This is a genomic window from Pseudomonas sp. NPDC087690 (genome assembly GCF_044743175.1).
Lineage (GTDB): Bacteria > Pseudomonadota > Gammaproteobacteria > Pseudomonadales > Pseudomonadaceae > Aquipseudomonas.
In genome coordinates this window covers 44,932-61,917 of sequence record NZ_JBIUVX010000022.1, presented here as the reverse complement: position 1 = coordinate 61,917, position 16,986 = coordinate 44,932, and the positions used below count along the sequence as shown (strand labels likewise).

Genomic DNA, 16,986 nt, shown 5'->3' with positions numbered 1-16,986 from the left:
GATCAAGGTCCAGTATTCGCCGGTCTGTTATTTTCTGTGTTCATAGAATCTTGTGCTATTTCACCAATGGGTGTGGTGCTTGAAAATTTTTGGTAAAAAACGTGCCGCCGTCTAATTCATCCCATGTATCAATTCTATTCTCCTTAGTTGAGTTGATAGTTGGTTGGGTACGATTTATAAAGCCTGCGTTTTACTATTGATCCACTTGTCTAAAGGCAAATCTTCGGTTTTTTTTGAAAACTTCTCCTTCGCTTCTCTCAGGGTCATGTGATTGGGGGGACTATAGTTTTCAAGCTCTGATGTGCCGTCATCCTCCCAGCTGCACAAATCGCAGACTTCATAGTTCGCTAGCGAAGGAAGTGTGCGATAGCCACAGCAAGGGCAAGCCTCTAAAAGCTCTACTTTCCCATGCGTTTCATATTTCCCTATATTGAGTGAGTTTAGTTCTCTCGATAGGAATGAGTTTGTTACTCCTTTATATGCTGATCTTAGAGCTAGCAGGATGAGTTCGTTGTATTTGCTGTCTTGAATGTCATAGGGCAAGTCATCGTTAGCGAGAATTGTCTGCTGCAGGGTCTCTGAAAGGGAGAAGAAGTCAGGATTGCTTTCATCGATACTCCACCAGTTGAGAAGCTGAGATTCTCGCTCTTCGTGACTAAGCGAATTCAGAGTGTTTGTTGCGATTTTTTCTATTGCTTCGCTTCGGTCAATAATGTTCATTTTACAGCCCCTTGGCTAAGTCAATAGCGGATTGGAATGGGTCCGCGCTTCTCCCGTCCTCCCGATAGAATGTCCTGATCTCTCGCGATTTCAAATTCCCTATAAATATTCTTCCAGTAGCTGGATCATGCTTGATTACAGTGTTTCCGACATTCGTTTCGTTGAAAGCTCCCGATTCCTTGGAAAATTCTTTAGCCTGTTTAAGATATTCAGCTTGGCTTATATCTCCGAACTCCTTCTGGTCAACTACGTGCTTCTGATAATGAGGCTGCAATTTTCCGGCCGAAAATCCTCTCCAGTTTATTGAAGCCGCTGTAGGTGGCGACATTTCTCCCTGATTGACACGAGCTTTCTCCTCTGGAGTTTCAGCGCCTTGGCCGGGAGTGCATTTTCCGCCACCAGGACAATTATTCAACCCCAGCGGATCCACCCACCCTGTAGGGTTAGGCACGTACTGGTAGCTATTCAACCCACCCGCAAGTTTGATCGGATCCGGCGTCAAAAACCGCCCAGTGCCCGGATTGTAGTAGCGGTGTCGGTTGTAATGTAGCCCGGTTTCGGCATCGAAATACTGGCCTTGGAATCGCAGCGGGTTGTCGATTTTGGCGACGTCCAGTGCGGCAAGATTGCCGTAAGCGCGGTAATTCGCTGACCACATGATCTCGCCGCTGTAATCAGTCAGTTCCTGTGGCGTGCCGAGGTGGTCGAGTTGGTAGTAAAACGGTGTGGCCTTAAGTGGGCCTTCACCATCGAGCATCGCCAGTGGGCGGAAGCTGCCGGGCTCATAGATGTAGCTGCGGTATCGATTATCGGCGCTTTCGGCGATGAGGCGTTCGCCTTGCCAGAGAAATTCTGTGGTTTGTCCGTCGACGGTTTTTTCGATGCGGCGGCCAAAGGCGTCGTATTTGTAGCTAGCGATTCTGCCGTCCGGCAGGCTGAGGCTGATCAACCGTTGTTGGCAGTCGTAACGGTATTCGGTGACCAGCCTCTGGCCAGCACCGCGACGTTCACGGCTCAAATTACCGTAAGCGTCGTAATCGTAGTGGCGGTCGCCTTGCATGAGCAGGCGGTTGCCTTTGACATTGGCGAGGTTGGCCACGGGCAGGTCGTTCTGGCCGAGGAGATTGCCCGCCGGGTCATGGGCGAAGCTTTCCGGCATCGCACCACGGACGCTGAGGAGACGATCGAGCGGATCGTAATGATAGCTGCGGTTGCCTTTGCGGCTGTCGTCGACGCCCACGAGGTTACCGTTCGCCGCGTAGTTATAACGACGGTGAAACAGGTTTTTATCCCGCTGGCTGATGCTATGGGCTTGCAGGCGGCCCTGTTCATCGTATTGGTATTGGCTGAGCAGCAAACCCTGTTGGCGTCGCTGTTCTCGACCGGCGCTGAATTGGTGAGCTGTCAGGCGTGAACCGTTGAGGTCAATGCTGCTCAGGCGCCCGCCGGGCAGATGGCGGTAATCAAGCTTGCTGCCGTCCGGGAGACGGCAATGGCTCAGTTGGCCGACGCTGTCGTATTCATAACGCGTAGTGCCCCAGCCTTGGTGCTCAGTGATCAGACGATCCTGCTCGTCGTATTCGTAGGCGAGCGGCCAGTTTCCGTCATCGACATTTACCAAGCGCCCGAGGGCATCGTAGCCGTAGTGGATTTCATCGCCGTCGGGCAAGATTTTTACCAACAGTCGTCCGGCGGCGTCGCGCTGATACTCGGTGACCAGGTCGCTGCCGTTGTCTCCGAATTCGGTTTTCTTCAGCAGTTGGCCATTGAGATCGTATTCATACGCGGTCCGACGGCCATCGAAACCGGTTTCCTGCTGAATCAAGCCATTGGCGAAGTAATCGAGGTGGTAGTGCTCGCCGTGCTCGTTTTCGATTTCGGTGAGCAGCAGACCTGCGTTGTCGTAGCGATAACGCAGCTGGCTGCCGTCAGGATTGATCCGGCGGCTGACGAGATGCAGGTTATCAGCGTATTCGTAACGGGTGATCCGCCCAAGTTCATCCCGTTCAGCGGTGACGCGACCGTAAGGGTTGTAACTGAAAGCCCGGGTGGCGCCGCCCGGCAGAGTGATCTGGGTCAGGCGATCGACAGCGTCCCATTGGTAATGGGTGATCGCGCCAAATTCGTCCTGTCGGGTTATTTGCCGGCCGAGCGCATCGTAGCGATATTTGCGTTGACCTCCGTCCGGCAGGCGTTCTTCCAGCAACTGGCCGAGATTGTTCCAGCCCAACTGATGGTGGCTGCCATCGGGATGACGAATTTCCAGCAATCGACCCTGTGGGTTGTAGCTGTAGTGGGTTTCGTTGTCGTCGGGATCGATTTGCCGGGTGATATCACCCTGACGGTTGCGCTCGTATTTCCAGCGAGCCTTGCCTCTGCGCACGTAAGTGAGCTGCCCGTTGAAGTAGTTGTAACAGGTCGGCTCTCCTTCCGGCGGGAACACCGCCATCAAGCGCCCCGCGTTGTTGTACTGATACTCGGTGATCGCGCCCATTGGATCTTTTATGGCGACCAGACGACCTTGATCGTCATAGGCGTTCTGTGTTTCGCCGCCGTCCGGAGCCGTCTCGCTGAGCAAGCGCGCGTTTTTGTCATGCAGGTAAACCTGGGTGCTGCCGTCCGAGTTGTATGCGGTGACAGAGCCTTTGTCATCCCATTCGTACCGCGCTTCCAACTGCGAATAGTTGGCCCAGTGGCGAACGCAGCGAGACAGTTTTCCTTCACGCTCCCACTCCCAGAAGAAACAGGCTCCGCCGGCTAATTGCCGTTCCACAATGACGTGTCGTTCGTTGTATCGATAATGTTCGGCCTCACCTGCCGCATTGATCGCGCAGACTAGCTGACTGTGGTCGTTGTAGCTGTAGGTGACCAGCGTCTGGAGGGTTAGCCAAGGTTCCTGACGTTCACCGCGATCGTTGTACTCGACACGTAGTTGCTGTCGGTCGACCGCCACGATGTGACGATCGTCATAACGCAGCAGCAGGCAGCTGCCCGCGCCATTGTCGATGCGTTGAATGCGACCGACAAAGTCATAGCTGAGATGCAGGCGATTTTCGTAGGCATCGCTGAGGGCTGTCAGTCGCCCTGCGCGGAAATGGTAGAAGCGTGTTTTCGGCCCGGCCTGGGTCAGAATGAGTTCGCCCGGCACATCCCCCAGAAAAATGGCCGCTTGCGCCAGACTATTGCTGATCGCCGGCCGTTGTTCAGTCGGCATGGGGAAGCGGGTTTGACGGTTTTCATGGTCAGTCCAGACGACGCCTTCATCTTCGATATCCAGTCGGTGTGAAAGCGAATGGCTCCAGCCATGGCCCAGACGACTGTCGATTTCAACCGCGCTGGTACGGTAGAGGCGGGTCCACTCCAGGGGTAGCGAGCCGGCGAGTTCGCCGTCAGTCAGGGTGAGCAATTCTTCGCCGGTGACCATCGAGACAGGGTCATCTTTGGCGCAGGTTTTTTCAACGCGCTGTGTAGGCTGATCCGCCGCGTTTCTGGATTGCTCAGGTGCGTTATCAATCTTTTCCTGTTGTTCCACGCGCGTGTCGCTGCGGGTTTTACGCCGTGCGTGAATCTGCGAATCGGGTATGACTTCTCCCCCTGCGGCGGGGGCGGGCGGTTTCATGGGGGAGGCTAGTTGTGCCGGCACGTGGGGAGTAATGTTGCTTGTTGCCTTGATGCCCGTACTGGCGACCGTTGTCCCACTCAAAGCTACCGGCGTGTACGCCTGCGCATGGGTTTTGAAGTGCTTGCGACTAATGGCCACCAGGTTCGCGGTCAGTTTTTCAATCAACTTGAGCGCTTTGTCTGCTTTCAACGTAACGGTCACGGCCTTTGCACTGGCTCGTAATGCGATGCCAAGACCTGCGGTGAATATGACGCTGAGGACGACGTAGAGTATTTCCGTTTTCAATCTGGCCAGCACTTCCGTGCGGGTCTGGGGAGGCAGCATGGACGCCCAGGCCCAGGCAGCAGAAATGTAAATCCACAGCAGCGGCTCGTCGCAGGCAATCAGCATTGCTATTCGGCGCGCTTCGGTCGCAGCGTCATATATGCGCTTGATGCTGTCGTCGGTGAAAAATTTCTTCAGCTTCTCATAGTGTTTGAGCGGATCGCTTACCAGATCGAAGAGATCCTCGAGATCTTCCCAGATGCTCATGACGAAGCCCCAAAACCCGCCAATCTCAGCCAGCAACAGTTTGGCCGCGCGCCCGGGCAAGGATGCGTTGGTGTGCTCTTGCCAGAGAAATCTGAATTCTTTCCATTCGCTCTCCAGCCAGAGGCTCACGTCATTGATGACGACATCGTAGGACTGGAACAGACGCTCAATGTCATCTTTGCCGGTGGAGGGGAAAAACGTAATCCGGTAGCGTTGGGCGGGCAGAAGATTCGGCACTTCTTCAATACCACTCGGCCCGATGTTGGTGAGAGTCGATTTACCGATGATGTTGTTGTTCGCGTCTACCGGTTCCAGTAGCACAGGTGTGTTGCCAATCGGCACGAATCGCGCGGACTCGAAGCTGTGGATCAAGGTGAGTTTGCCGCTCTTGGGGCAGGTGGCGAAGTGCTTCGGCTGTTCTTTGATGTCTAGTGGCGTCGAAAGATGAAGTTCGTCACCGACTTTGAATTTTTGCTCAACCTCCAATGCTGGCAATTTTTTGACTGCGGACTTGTAGTCTTCCAGGCAGTTTTTGAATTTACCGATAACTATCTTGGGATCCGGCTGCTTTTCGAAGATTGCAATGACTAACGGGCTCATGCGGTCACCTCTTTCCTTGAGTTAACCAGCCCCAATCCCGGGAAGCCGGCGAAGCTCATCAAGCGTGCCATTCTGTTAACCCGGCGACGGTCCTGTCGCTTTGGTTAACCCCTTGAGAGCGTCTGTAACCTGACAAAACGTTGCTGAACTTTCCAGTGACTATTCAAGCCATTTGCGCTTTTCCTGTAGCAAAAAGTTTCAGAGCGTCTACTCCGGTACTTGTATAGGGTTGAACCCTGATAAAGCGTCTTATAAATGAAACACCGCCCTCGGCTATACTCCCCGCATTTCGACCTAGGCACGAGGAATCACTGTGAAGAACTGGACGTTGCGCCAACGCATTTTGGCGAGTTTTGCGGTGATTATCGCCATCATGTTGCTGATGGTGGTGCTGTCGTACTCGCGACTGTTGAAGATCGAAGCCAGTGAAAACAGTGTCCGCGACGATGCGATTCCCGGTGTCTATTACAGCTCGATGATTCGTGGTGCCTGGGTCGACAGCTATCTGCAGACTCAGGAATTGCTCGGCCTCAAGGAAGGTCAGGGCATCAGCAGCGAAGACGCTGCCGAGTACAAGTCCTTTGAGAGCCGTCTGCAGGAGCAGATGGAGAATTACCGCAAGACCATGGCGACCGACGAGGACCGTAGCGAATTCGCCGCTTTCGTGAAGTACCACGATAACTACATGCAGATTCAAGACGCGGTGCTCGATTTGCACAAGCGCAATCTGGAAGCCGATGCGGTGAAACTGTTCCACGAGAAGCTCACGCCGGCGTGGTACAGCGGTCGCACGAAACTCAACGACATCATCGGCGAAAACAAGAAAGTCGCCGATCAGGCCATGGCCAACATCGACGATGCCGTGGCCGCCGCTAAAGTCAGTATGTTCATTTCCCTGCTGGTTGCGGTATTGGCTGCCGGTCTCTGCGGTTTGCTGTTGATGCGCGCGATCATGGCGCCGATGAACCGCATCGTGAAGATCCTCGAAACCATGCGCACCGGCGACCTCAGTTCGCGCCTGAACCTCGACCGCAAGGACGAGTTCGGCGCTGTCGAAACCGGCTTCAACGACATGATGACCGAGCTGACCTCGCTAGTGTCCCAGGCCCAGCGCTCGTCGGTGCAAGTGACCACGTCGGTCACCGAAATCGCTGCTACCTCCAAACAGCAACAAGCTACCGCCACCGAAACCGCCGCGACCACCACTGAGATCGGCGCGACCTCCCGCGAGATCGCCGCCACCTCGCGCGATCTGGTGCGCACCATGACCGAAGTATCGACCGCCGCCGATCAGGCTTCGGTACTCGCCGGTTCCGGCCAGCAAGGCCTGGCGCGGATGGAAGACACCATGCACTCGGTGATGGGCGCGGCCGATCTGGTCAACGCCAAACTGGCAATTCTCAATGAGAAGGCCGGCAACATTAATCAGGTGGTGGTGACCATCGTCAAAGTCGCCGACCAGACTAACCTGCTCTCGCTCAACGCCGCGATCGAAGCGGAGAAGGCCGGTGAGTACGGTCGCGGTTTTGCCGTGGTCGCCACCGAAGTGCGACGTCTGGCGGATCAGACCGCTGTCGCCACTTATGACATCGAACAAATGGTCCGCGAGATTCAGTCGGCGGTGTCGGCCGGGGTGATGGGCATGGACAAATTCTCCGAAGAAGTGCGCCGCGGCATGTCCGAAGTGCAGCAGGTCGGCGAGCAGCTGTCGCAGATCATCCATCAAGTGCAGGCGCTGGCGCCGCGGGTGTTGATGGTCAATGAAGGCATGCAGGCCCAGGCCACCGGCGCCGAGCAGATCAACCATGCGCTGGTGCAGTTGGGCGATGCCAGCAGCCAGACCGTCGAGTCGCTGCGTCAGGCCAGTTTCGCCATCGACGAACTGAGCCAGGTGGCCGTCGGGCTGCGCAGCGGCGTTTCGCGATTCAAAGTCTGATGAGCGACATCATCGCCAAACGCGGTGCCGCGCCCGTGGCGAAGCCGGCGCTGTTCCTGCTGTTTTGCATCGGCAGCGAGCGTTACGCCTTGCGCGCCACCGAAGTAGCGGAAGTGCTGCCGCGCCTGCCGTTGAAAGCGATTGCCCGCGCGCCCCAATGGGTCGCCGGAGTGTTCGCTTATCGCGGCGCGGTGGTGCCAGTGATCGACCTCAGCGCGCTGACGTTCGGCCAATCGGCCGAGGCGCGCACCAGCACGCGTCTGGTGCTGGTGAACTACCGCCCGGACGCCACGCAAGCGGCGCAATGGCTCGGGCTGATCCTCGAACAGGCCACCGATACATTGCGCTGCCATCCGCAGGAATTTCAGCCTTACGGTCTCGATAACCGTGAGGCGCCGTACCTTGGCCCGGTGCGCGAAGATGCGCAGGGGCTGGTGCAATGGGTGCGGGTCAATGACTTGCTTGATGATTCCGTGCGTACTCTGTTGTTCCCCAATCCACCGCTGGACCCGGCGCAGCTTGAGGCGCAGCCATGAGCAACGATCAGCGCTTTTTCGACTTCCTCAAGGAACGCATTGGCCTCGATGTGACCTCGGTAGGCCCGGCGATCATCGAGCGCGCCGTACGCCAGCGCACAACGCTCTCGCAGGCCGCGCATGCCGATGAGTATTGGCAGTTGCTGCAAGGCTCGCGGGATGAACAGCAAGCGCTGATCGAAGCAGTGATCGTCCCGGAAACCTGGTTTTTCCGTTACCCGGAATCGTTCGCCACCCTGGGCAAACTGGCGCGAAATCGCCTCAACGAGCTGAATAACATGCGCGCCTTACGCATTCTCAGCCTGCCGTGTTCCACCGGCGAAGAACCCTATTCGATTGCCATGGCTTTGCTCGATGCCGGGCTCAAGCCGCATCAGTTCAAGGTCGATGGCATGGACGTCAGTCCGCTGTCGGTGGAAAAGGCGCGGCGGGCGCTGTACGGCAAGAACTCGTTTCGCGGCCAGGATCTGGACTATCGCGAACGGCATTTCAGCGCCGAGCAGGACGGCCATCGGGTCAATGAAAATGTCCGCGAGCAGGTGCGTCTGCAAGTCGGCAATGTGCTCGATCCGGCGCTGCTGGCCAGTGAGCCGGCGTTCGATTTTGTGTTCTGCCGCAACCTGTTGATCTATTTCGATCAACCCACGCAGAAGCAAGTGTTCGAAGTGCTCAAGCGCCTGACGCATGTCGACGGTGTGCTGTTTATCGGCCCGGCCGAGGGCAGTCTGCTTGGACGCTTGGGCATGCGTTCGATCGGCATCCCGCAGTCTTTCGCGTTCAGTCGTCATAGCGATCCGCATCCCGAGCCGCTGCCGACGCCTAAACCTGTCACGTTGCCGATCAGTCCAGCGCCACGCAGCCCGTCGCCGCTTCCGGTGCGCAATCGGCCGTTCAGCGCCGTAACGCCACTGCCGATCACCCGTAACAGCACCAACCCGGACGCGGCAACATTGCTGGCGAACATCGCCGCGCTGGCCAACGAAGGCAAAAGCGCCGAAGCCCGGGCTGCCTGTGAACAGTATCTGCGCAGTCATGAACCGGTGGCCCAAGTGTTTTACTGGCTAGGCCTGCTCAGCGATGTCGCTGGCCTGACGCTGGAAGCCCAAGGTTTCTACCGCAAGGCGCTGTATCTAGAACCGCAACATCCCGAAGCGTTGATGCACTTGGCCGCATTGCTGCAGGCCCAGGGCGACAGCGTCGGTGCCAGACGATTGCAGGAGCGCGCCGCCCGCAGCGGCCGCACCGCCGACAGTGAGCGTAAACGATGATCCCGTCCGACACCTTGAACGTCACCCACGAAGACGCCCGGGCGATCGACGATTGCTGGAACCGCATCGGCATCCATGGCGACAAGTCCTGTCCGCTGCTGGAAGAGCACATTCATTGCCGCAATTGCTCAGTGTATTCCGCCGCCGCCACGCGTCTGCTCGACCGTTATTCGTTGCAGCAGGATGAGCGCGACCCGGTGGCCAGCACCGTCGAAACGGATGTGAAAACCCGTTCGCTGCTGATGTTTCGCCTCGGTGAAGAATGGCTGGGGCTGGCCACGCGCAGCCTGGTCGAAGTCGCGCCGCTGCAGGCCATTCATTCCTTGCCGCATCAGCGCTCGCGGGCCTTGCTCGGCGTGGCCAATGTGCGTGGCGCGCTGGTGGCGTGCCTGTCGCTGGTTGAATTGCTTGATCTGGACGGCAGCGCTGCACCGGCCAGCAGTGGGCGAATCATGCCGCGCATGTTGATCATCGCCGCCCATGGCGGGCCGGTGGTGGTGCCGGTGGATGAAGTCGACGGCATACATGCCATCGACGAGCGCATCCTTGATGCCGCCTCGCAATCCGGTGAGCAAGCCAGTGCCAAATTCACCCGTGGCGTTTTGCAGTTTCGCGGTCGCAGCCTGCGTTGGCTGGATGAAGAACAGTTGCTGTCCGCCGTGACCCGGAGCCTGACATGACCCCCGAGCAAATGCGCGACGCCTCCTTGCTGGAGTTGTTCAGCCTCGAAGCCGAAGCGCAGACCCAAGTGCTCAGCGCCGGGCTGCTGGCGCTGGAGCGTAATCCGACCCAGGCCGATCAACTCGAATCGTGCATGCGTGCGGCGCACTCGCTCAAGGGCGCGGCGCGGATTGTCGGCATCGACAGCGGCGTCAGCGTCGCCCATGTCATGGAAGATTGCCTGGTCAGTGCGCAGGAAGGGCGCTTGTTGCTGCGTCCGGAACACATTGATGCGTTGTTGCAGGGCACGGATTTGCTGATGCGCATCGCCACCCCGGCGAATGCGCCGCAGCCGAGTGATATCGACGCATACGTGGCGTTGATGGCGAGTTTGCTCGATCCGTCGACGCCGCCGGCAACGCGGATTGCACCGCCGATGGCCGAGTTGCAACTTCAAGCGCCGCCGCTCTTTGAACCCGCGCCAGCTCCGATCATGGACGCGCCGGTTGAATCCTCCGAATCGGCGCCACGCAAAAACAAACGCACCACCGAAGGTGGCGAACGCGTCTTGCGCGTGACCGCCGAACGCCTGAACAGCCTGCTCGATCTGTCGAGCAAATCGCTGGTGGAAACCCAGCGCCTCAAGCCGCATCTGGCCACCATGCAGCGCCTCAAGCGCATGCAGAACAACGGTCTGCGCGCGCTGGAAAACCTCAACGTACACCTCAAGGAACACGCGCTGAGCCTTGAGGCGCAGGAAGCGCTGGAAGATGCACGGCGTCTGCTCGCCGAATCCCAGCAACTGCTCAGCGAGAAAAACGCCGAGCTGGACGAGTTCGCCTGGCAGGCCAGTCAGCGCGCCCAAGTACTCTACGACACTGCGCTGGCTTGCCGCATGCGCCCGTTCGCTGACGTGCTCACCGGTCAGGTGCGCATGGTTCGTGATTTGGGCCGTAGCCTGGGCAAGCAGGTGCGTCTGGAAATCGAAGGGGAAAAAACGCAGGTCGACCGCGATGTACTGGAGAAACTCGAAGCGCCGCTCACCCATTTGCTGCGCAACGCTGTCGATCATGGCATCGAAACCCCCGAGCAGCGTCTGCTCAAAGGCAAACCCGAGGAGGGCCTGATCCGCCTGCGCGCCTCGCATCAGGCCGGTCTGCTGGTGCTGGAGTTAAGCGATGACGGCAACGGTGTCGACCTGGAAAAGGTCCGCCGCAGCATCGTCGAACGCCAGTTGTCCCCAGCCGAAACCGCGGCGCAGTTGAGCGAGGAGGAACTGCTGACCTTCCTGTTCCTGCCCGGTTTCAGCCTGCGCGACACGGTCACCGAAGTTTCCGGTCGGGGAGTCGGCCTTGATGCCGTTCAACACATGGTTCGCCAGTTGCGCGGTGCCGTGGTGCTGGAACAGGCAGCGGGCGAGGGCAGTCGCTTCCATCTCGAAGTACCGCTGACCTTGTCGGTGGTGCGCAGTCTGGTGGTGGAAGTCGGCGAAGAGGCGTATGCCTTCCCGCTGGCACATATCGAACGCATGTGTGATCTGGCCCCTGAAGACATCGTGCAGGTCGAAGGCCGGCAGCATTTCTGGCACGAATGCCAGCACGTCGGGCTGGTTGCGGCCAGCCAGTTGCTCAACCGCCCGGCCAGTCAGAACAGCGGCGAAACCCTTAAAGTCGTGGTGATTCGTGAGCGCGATGCCATTTACGGTGTTGCGGTCGAGCGCTTCATTGGCGAGCGCACGCTGGTGGTCTTGCCACTCGACGAGCGTCTGGGCAAAGTGCAGGACATCTCCGCCGGCGCCTTGCTCGATGATGGCTCGGTGGTGCTGATCGTCGATGTCGAGGACATGCTGCGCTCGGTCGACAAGCTGCTCAATACCGGACGCCTGGAACGCATCGCCCGCCACGGCAATCAGGCCGCTGAGGCCGCGCGCAAGCGGGTGCTGGTGGTCGACGATTCGCTGACCGTACGCGAACTGCAACGCAAGCTGCTGCTCAATCGCGGCTACGACGTCGCGGTGGCGGTGGACGGCATGGACGGTTGGAACGCACTGCGTTCGGAGGACTTCGATTTGCTCATCACCGACATCGATATGCCGCGCATGGACGGCATCGAGCTGGTCACGCTGTTGCGCCGCGACAACCGCCTGCAATCGCTGCCGGTGATGGTCGTGTCGTACAAGGATCGTGAAGAGGATCGTCGCCGTGGCCTGGACGCCGGGGCGGACTATTATTTAGCCAAAGCCAGTTTTCATGACGACGCCCTGCTCGACGCAGTGGTCGAGCTCATCGGAGGAGCGCGGGCATGAAGATCGCAATCGTCAACGACATGCCAATGGCGGTGGAGGCGCTGCGCCGGGCACTGGCCTTCGAGCCGGCGCATCAGGTGGTCTGGGTCGCCCGCAACGGCGCCGAGGCGGTGCAGTTGTGCGCCGAAAAAACCCCGGATCTGATCCTGATGGATTTGATCATGCCGGTGATGGACGGCGTTGAAGCCACCCGGCGGATCATGGCCGAGACACCGTGCGCCATCGTCATCGTCACGGTCGACCGCCAGCAGAATGTCCATCGCGTCTTCGAGGCCATGGGCCACGGCGCGCTGGACGTGGTCGATACCCCGGCACTCGGCGCCGGTGATGCACGTGAAGCGGCGGCGCCGTTGCTGCGCAAGATCCTCAATATTGGCTGGCTGATCGGCGACAAGGCACCGCGCTCGCGCCCGGCACCGACACCTCCGCGCAGCTCGGGATCGCGCCAGCGACTGGTGGCGATCGGTTCATCGGCGGGCGGCCCGGCAGCGCTGGAAGTGTTGCTCAAAGGCCTGCCCCGGGACTTCTCGGCAGCGATTGTGCTGGTGCAGCACGTCGATCAGGTCTTTGCCGCCGGCATGGCCGAATGGCTGGCCAGTGCCAGCGGCCTGGATGTACGTCTGGCCCGCGAAGGCGAACCGCCGCAAGCCGGCGCGGTGCTGCTGGCCGGCACCAACCATCATATTCGTCTACTCAAGAACGGCACGCTGGCTTACACCGCCGAGCCGGTCAATGAGATCTACCGGCCCTCCATCGACGTGTTTTTCGAAAGTGTCGCCAGTTACTGGAACGGTGATGCGGTCGGGGTTTTATTGACCGGGATGGGACGCGACGGGGCGCAAGGGCTTAAGCTCATGCGCCAACAGGGGTACCTGACCATCGCGCAGGATCAGCAAAGCAGTGCGGTGTACGGCATGCCCAAGGCCGCTGCAGCCATTGATGCCGCCGTAGAAATTCGTCCACTGGAAAAGATAGCGCCACGATTGCTGGAGATTTTCCCCAAATGAACCGATTTATCCGCAATCCTGGCCCGCGCAGTACTCAGGTGACCGCCCATGAATGACTTACAGATCGACGACATTAAAACCGACGAAAACGCCGCCATGGTGTTGTTGGTGGACGATCAGGCGATGATCGGCGAAGCCGTGCGCCGTGGGCTGTCGAACGAAGAGAACATCGACTTCCACTTCTGCTCCGACCCGCATCAGGCCATCGCGCAAGCGGTGCGGATCAAGCCGACGGTGATTCTTCAGGATCTGGTCATGCCCGGTCTCGATGGCCTCAGCCTGGTGCGCGAATACCGTAATCACCCGGCGACCAAAGACATTCCGATCATCGTGTTGTCGACCAAGGAAGATCCGCTGATCAAGAGCGCGGCGTTTTCGGCCGGGGCCAACGATTATCTGGTGAAACTGCCGGACACCATCGAACTGGTGGCGCGCATCCGCTATCACTCGCGTTCCTACATGACCCTGCTGCAGCGCGATGCCGCCTACCGTGCACTGCGCGTCAGCCAGCAGCAATTGCTCGACACCAATCTGGTGCTGCAACGGCTGATGAACTCCGATGGCCTGACCGGTTTGTCCAATCGCCGTCACTTTGACGAGTATCTGGAACTGGAGTGGCGCCGTTCGCTGCGCGATCAGAGCCAGTTGTCGCTGCTGATGATCGACGTCGATTACTTCAAGTCCTACAACGACAGCTTCGGTCACGTCGAGGGCGACGAAGCGCTGCGCAAGGTCGCCACGGCGATTCGTGACGCCAGTGCGCGACCGTCGGACTTGCCGGCCCGTTATGGCGGCGAAGAGTTTGCGCTGGTGTTGCCGAATACCTCGCCGGGCGGCGCGCGGCTGGTGGCCGAGAAGCTACGGCAGACCGTGGCCTCGCTGAAGATTCCGCACAACACCCCGGCGGATGGCGCGAGCCTGACCATCAGCATTGGCCTGGCGACCATGGTGCCGCAGGCGGGCAACGATTGCCGCCTGCTGATTTCGGCGGCAGATCGTGGCCTGTACCTGGCCAAAAACAACGGTCGTAACCAGGTCGGCATCGAATAACCGCCGCAATTCCCTGTAGGAGCTGCCGCAGGCTGCGATCTTTTGATCTGTTTCTAAAATCAAAGTCAAAAGATCGCAGCCTTCGGCAGCTCCTACAGGTGAAATGTGTCAAGCGAATCGCCTCAACACCCGCCAGACGGGCTGCCGTCACAGCCTGATTACGTTATACTCGCCGGCTTTCAAAAGTTCGCCAACGAGTGCTGCCCGTCATGGAAATCAACCCGATCCTGAACACCATCAAGGACCTGTCCGAGCGCTCCGAAACTATTCGGGGGTATCTTTGACTACGATCAAAAGCATGAGCGTCTGACTGAAGTCAATCGCGAGCTTGAAGATCCAAGCGTCTGGAACAAACCTGAATACGCCCAGGAACTGGGTCGCGAGCGCGCCGCGCTGGCACAGATCGTCGATACCCTCGACGAACTGAACGCCGGTCTGGCCGATTGCCGCGACCTGCTGGACATGGCCGTCGAAGAAAACGACGAAGGCGCAGTGGGCGATGTCGTCGCCGAGCTGGCCCGTCTCGAGGAAAATCTGGCCAAGCTGGAATTCCGCCGCATGTTCAGCCATGAAATGGACCCGAACAACGCCTACCTGGACATCCAGGCCGGTTCCGGCGGCACCGAAGCCCAGGACTGGGCCAACATCCTCCTGCGCATGTACCTGCGCTGGGCGGATAAACGCGGTTTCGACGCGACCATCATGGAACTGTCCGCCGGTGAAGTCGCCGGTATCAAAGGTGCGACCGTGCACATCAAGGGCGAATACGCCTTTGGCTGGCTGCGTACCGAAATCGGCGTGCACCGTCTGGTGCGCAAGAGCCCGTTCGACTCCGGCAACCGTCGCCACACCTCGTTCTCCGCGGTGTTCGTCTCGCCAGAGATCGACGACAAGGTCGAAATCGAAATCAACCCGGCAGACCTGCGGATCGACACCTATCGTTCCTCCGGTGCCGGTGGTCAGCACGTAAACACCACCGACTCGGCCGTACGTATCACCCACGTACCGACCAACACCGTGGTCAGCTGCCAGAACGAACGTTCCCAGCACGCCAACAAGGACACCGCCATGAAAATGCTGCGGGCCAAGTTGTACGAGCAGGAAATGCAGAAACGCAACGCCGCGTCGCAAGCGCTGGAAGACACCAAGTCGGACATCGGCTGGGGTCACCAGATTCGCTCGTACGTGCTCGATGCGTCGCGGATCAAGGATCTGCGCACCAACATCGAACGCAGCGACTGCGACAAGGTACTCGACGGCGACATCGACGAATACCTGTATGCCAGCCTGAAATCCGGGCTGTAAAAAGACGCGATACAGCATCGGCAGATCCAAACCGATCCCTGTAGGAGCCAGCCCTGCTGGCGATCCCCGGGCCGCAAGGTCCGGGGGCAACGAACCTGATGGAATATCTAAAGACATGAGCGACCAACAACTCGACCCGCAAGCCCTGCAACAGGAAGAAAACTCCCTGATCGCCCTGCGCAAGGAAAAGCTGGCTGCCGAGCGCGCCAAGGGCAACGCCTTCCCGAACGACTTCCGCCGCGAAAACTACTGCGAAGATCTGCAGAAGAAATACGCGGACAAGACCAAGGAAGAGCTGGCAGAGGCTGCAATCCCGGTCAAGGTTGCCGGTCGCATCATGCTCAACCGTGGCTCGTTCATGGTGATCCAGGACATGACCGGTCGCATCCAGGTCTACGTCAACCGTAAAACCCTGTCGGAAGACACCCTGGCCGCGGTGAAAACCTGGGACATGGGCGACATCATTGCTGCCGAAGGTACCTTGGCGCGTTCCGGCAAGGGCGACCTCTACGTTGAAATGACCAGCGTGCGCCTGCTGACCAAGTCGCTGCGTCCGCTGCCGGACAAGCACCACGGCCTGACCGACACTGAGCAACGCTACCGCCAGCGTTACGTTGACCTGATCGTCAACGAAGAAGTGCGCCAGACTTTCCGCGTGCGTTCGCAAGTGATCGCGCACATCCGCAGCTTCCTGATGAAGCGTGACTTCCTCGAAGTCGAAACGCCTATGCTGCAGACCATTCCGGGCGGCGCTGCGGCCAAGCCGTTCGAAACCCACCACAACGCGCTGGACATGGAAATGTTCCTGCGTATCGCCCCGGAGCTGTACCTCAAGCGTCTGGTGGTCGGTGGCTTTGAAAAGGTCTTCGAGATCAACCGCAACTTCCGTAACGAAGGCGTTTCGACGCGTCACAACCCAGAATTCACCATGTTGGAGTTCTACCAGGCGTACGCCGACTACGAAGACAACATGGACCTGACCGAAGAACTGTTCCGTGAACTGGCGCAGCTGGTTCTGGGCAGCACCGACGTGCCGTACGGCGACAAGGTGTTCCACTTCGGCGAGCCGTTCGTACGCCTCTCGGTGTTCGACTCGATCCTCAAGTACAACCCTGAGCTGACCGCCGATGATCTGAACGACATCGACAAGGCGCGCGCCATCGCCAAGAAGGCCGGCGCCAAGGTGCTGGGCTTCGAAGGTCTGGGCAAGCTGCAGGTGATGATTTTCGAAGAACTGGTCGAGCACAAGCTGGAGCAGCCACACTTCATCACTCAGTACCCGTTCGAAGTGTCGCCGCTGGCCCGTCGTAACGACGACAACCCGAACGTCACTGATCGTTTCGAGCTGTTCATCGGTGGCCGTGAAATCGCCAACGCCTACTCCGAGTTGAACGACGCGGAAGACCAGGCCGAGCGCTTCATGGCGCAGGTGGCCGACAAGGACGC

The 16,986-nt window shown here is 58.8% G+C and carries 11 protein-coding genes; 9 read left to right on the top strand and 2 right to left on the bottom strand.

Translation table 11 applies throughout. From position 1 onward, the window contains the following. Positions 1–174: 174 nt before the first annotated feature. Positions 175–720 (bottom strand): CPCC family cysteine-rich protein, encoded by a 546-nt coding sequence (locus ACIPIZ_RS19560; protein WP_064393232.1) that lies wholly within the window; start codon positions 718–720, stop codon positions 175–177. A gap of 1 nt (position 721) precedes the next feature. Then, positions 722–5,473 (bottom strand): RHS repeat-associated core domain-containing protein, encoded by a 4,752-nt coding sequence (locus ACIPIZ_RS19555; protein WP_401166815.1) that lies wholly within the window; start codon positions 5,471–5,473, stop codon positions 722–724. Between the two features lie 313 nt (positions 5,474–5,786). On the opposite strand from ACIPIZ_RS19555, the gene ACIPIZ_RS19550 reads away from it, so the two are divergent. The 9 genes from ACIPIZ_RS19550 to lysS form a co-directional block, all read left to right on the top strand. Further along, positions 5,787–7,409, top strand: a complete 1,623-nt coding sequence (locus ACIPIZ_RS19550) for a methyl-accepting chemotaxis protein (RefSeq protein WP_064393231.1) — start codon at positions 5,787–5,789, stop codon at positions 7,407–7,409. Continuing rightward, entirely contained in the window at positions 7,409–7,945 is a 537-nt protein-coding gene (locus tag ACIPIZ_RS19545) for a chemotaxis protein CheW (protein WP_401166812.1), read from the top strand. The genes ACIPIZ_RS19550 and ACIPIZ_RS19545 overlap by 1 nt, the downstream gene beginning before the upstream one ends. Then, entirely contained in the window at positions 7,942–9,213 is a 1,272-nt protein-coding gene (locus tag ACIPIZ_RS19540; RefSeq protein WP_401166810.1) for a CheR family methyltransferase, read from the top strand. Before ACIPIZ_RS19545 ends, ACIPIZ_RS19540 begins: the two co-directional genes overlap by 4 nt. Further along, complete coding sequence (locus ACIPIZ_RS19535) at positions 9,210–9,893, top strand: chemotaxis protein CheW (RefSeq protein ID WP_401166807.1); 684 nt, start codon at positions 9,210–9,212, stop codon at positions 9,891–9,893. The genes ACIPIZ_RS19540 and ACIPIZ_RS19535 overlap by 4 nt, the downstream gene beginning before the upstream one ends. After that, positions 9,890–12,178 carry a hybrid sensor histidine kinase/response regulator gene (locus ACIPIZ_RS19530; RefSeq protein ID WP_401166805.1) on the top strand — a complete coding sequence of 763 codons (2,289 nt, stop codon included), beginning with the start codon at positions 9,890–9,892 and terminating at the stop codon, positions 12,176–12,178. Before ACIPIZ_RS19535 ends, ACIPIZ_RS19530 begins: the two co-directional genes overlap by 4 nt. Next, positions 12,175–13,185, top strand: coding sequence for a chemotaxis response regulator protein-glutamate methylesterase (locus ACIPIZ_RS19525; RefSeq protein ID WP_105707284.1), 1,011 nt, complete (start codon positions 12,175–12,177; stop codon positions 13,183–13,185). The genes ACIPIZ_RS19530 and ACIPIZ_RS19525 overlap by 4 nt, the downstream gene beginning before the upstream one ends. A gap of 48 nt (positions 13,186–13,233) precedes the next feature. Next, complete coding sequence (locus ACIPIZ_RS19520) at positions 13,234–14,235, top strand: PleD family two-component system response regulator (protein WP_064393226.1); 1,002 nt, start codon at positions 13,234–13,236, stop codon at positions 14,233–14,235. 209 nt (positions 14,236–14,444) lie between these two features. Next, a protein-coding gene (gene prfB / locus ACIPIZ_RS19515; protein WP_105707287.1) for a peptide chain release factor 2 occupies positions 14,445–15,540 on the top strand; the annotation gives its coding sequence in 2 pieces (ribosomal slippage) (positions 14,445–14,516 and positions 14,518–15,540; 1,095 coding nt in all). Positions 15,541–15,655: 115 nt separating this feature from the next. Beyond that, on the top strand, positions 15,656–16,986 hold a 1,331-nt coding region (lysS, locus tag ACIPIZ_RS19510; protein ID WP_401166801.1), incomplete at its 3' end, for a lysine--tRNA ligase.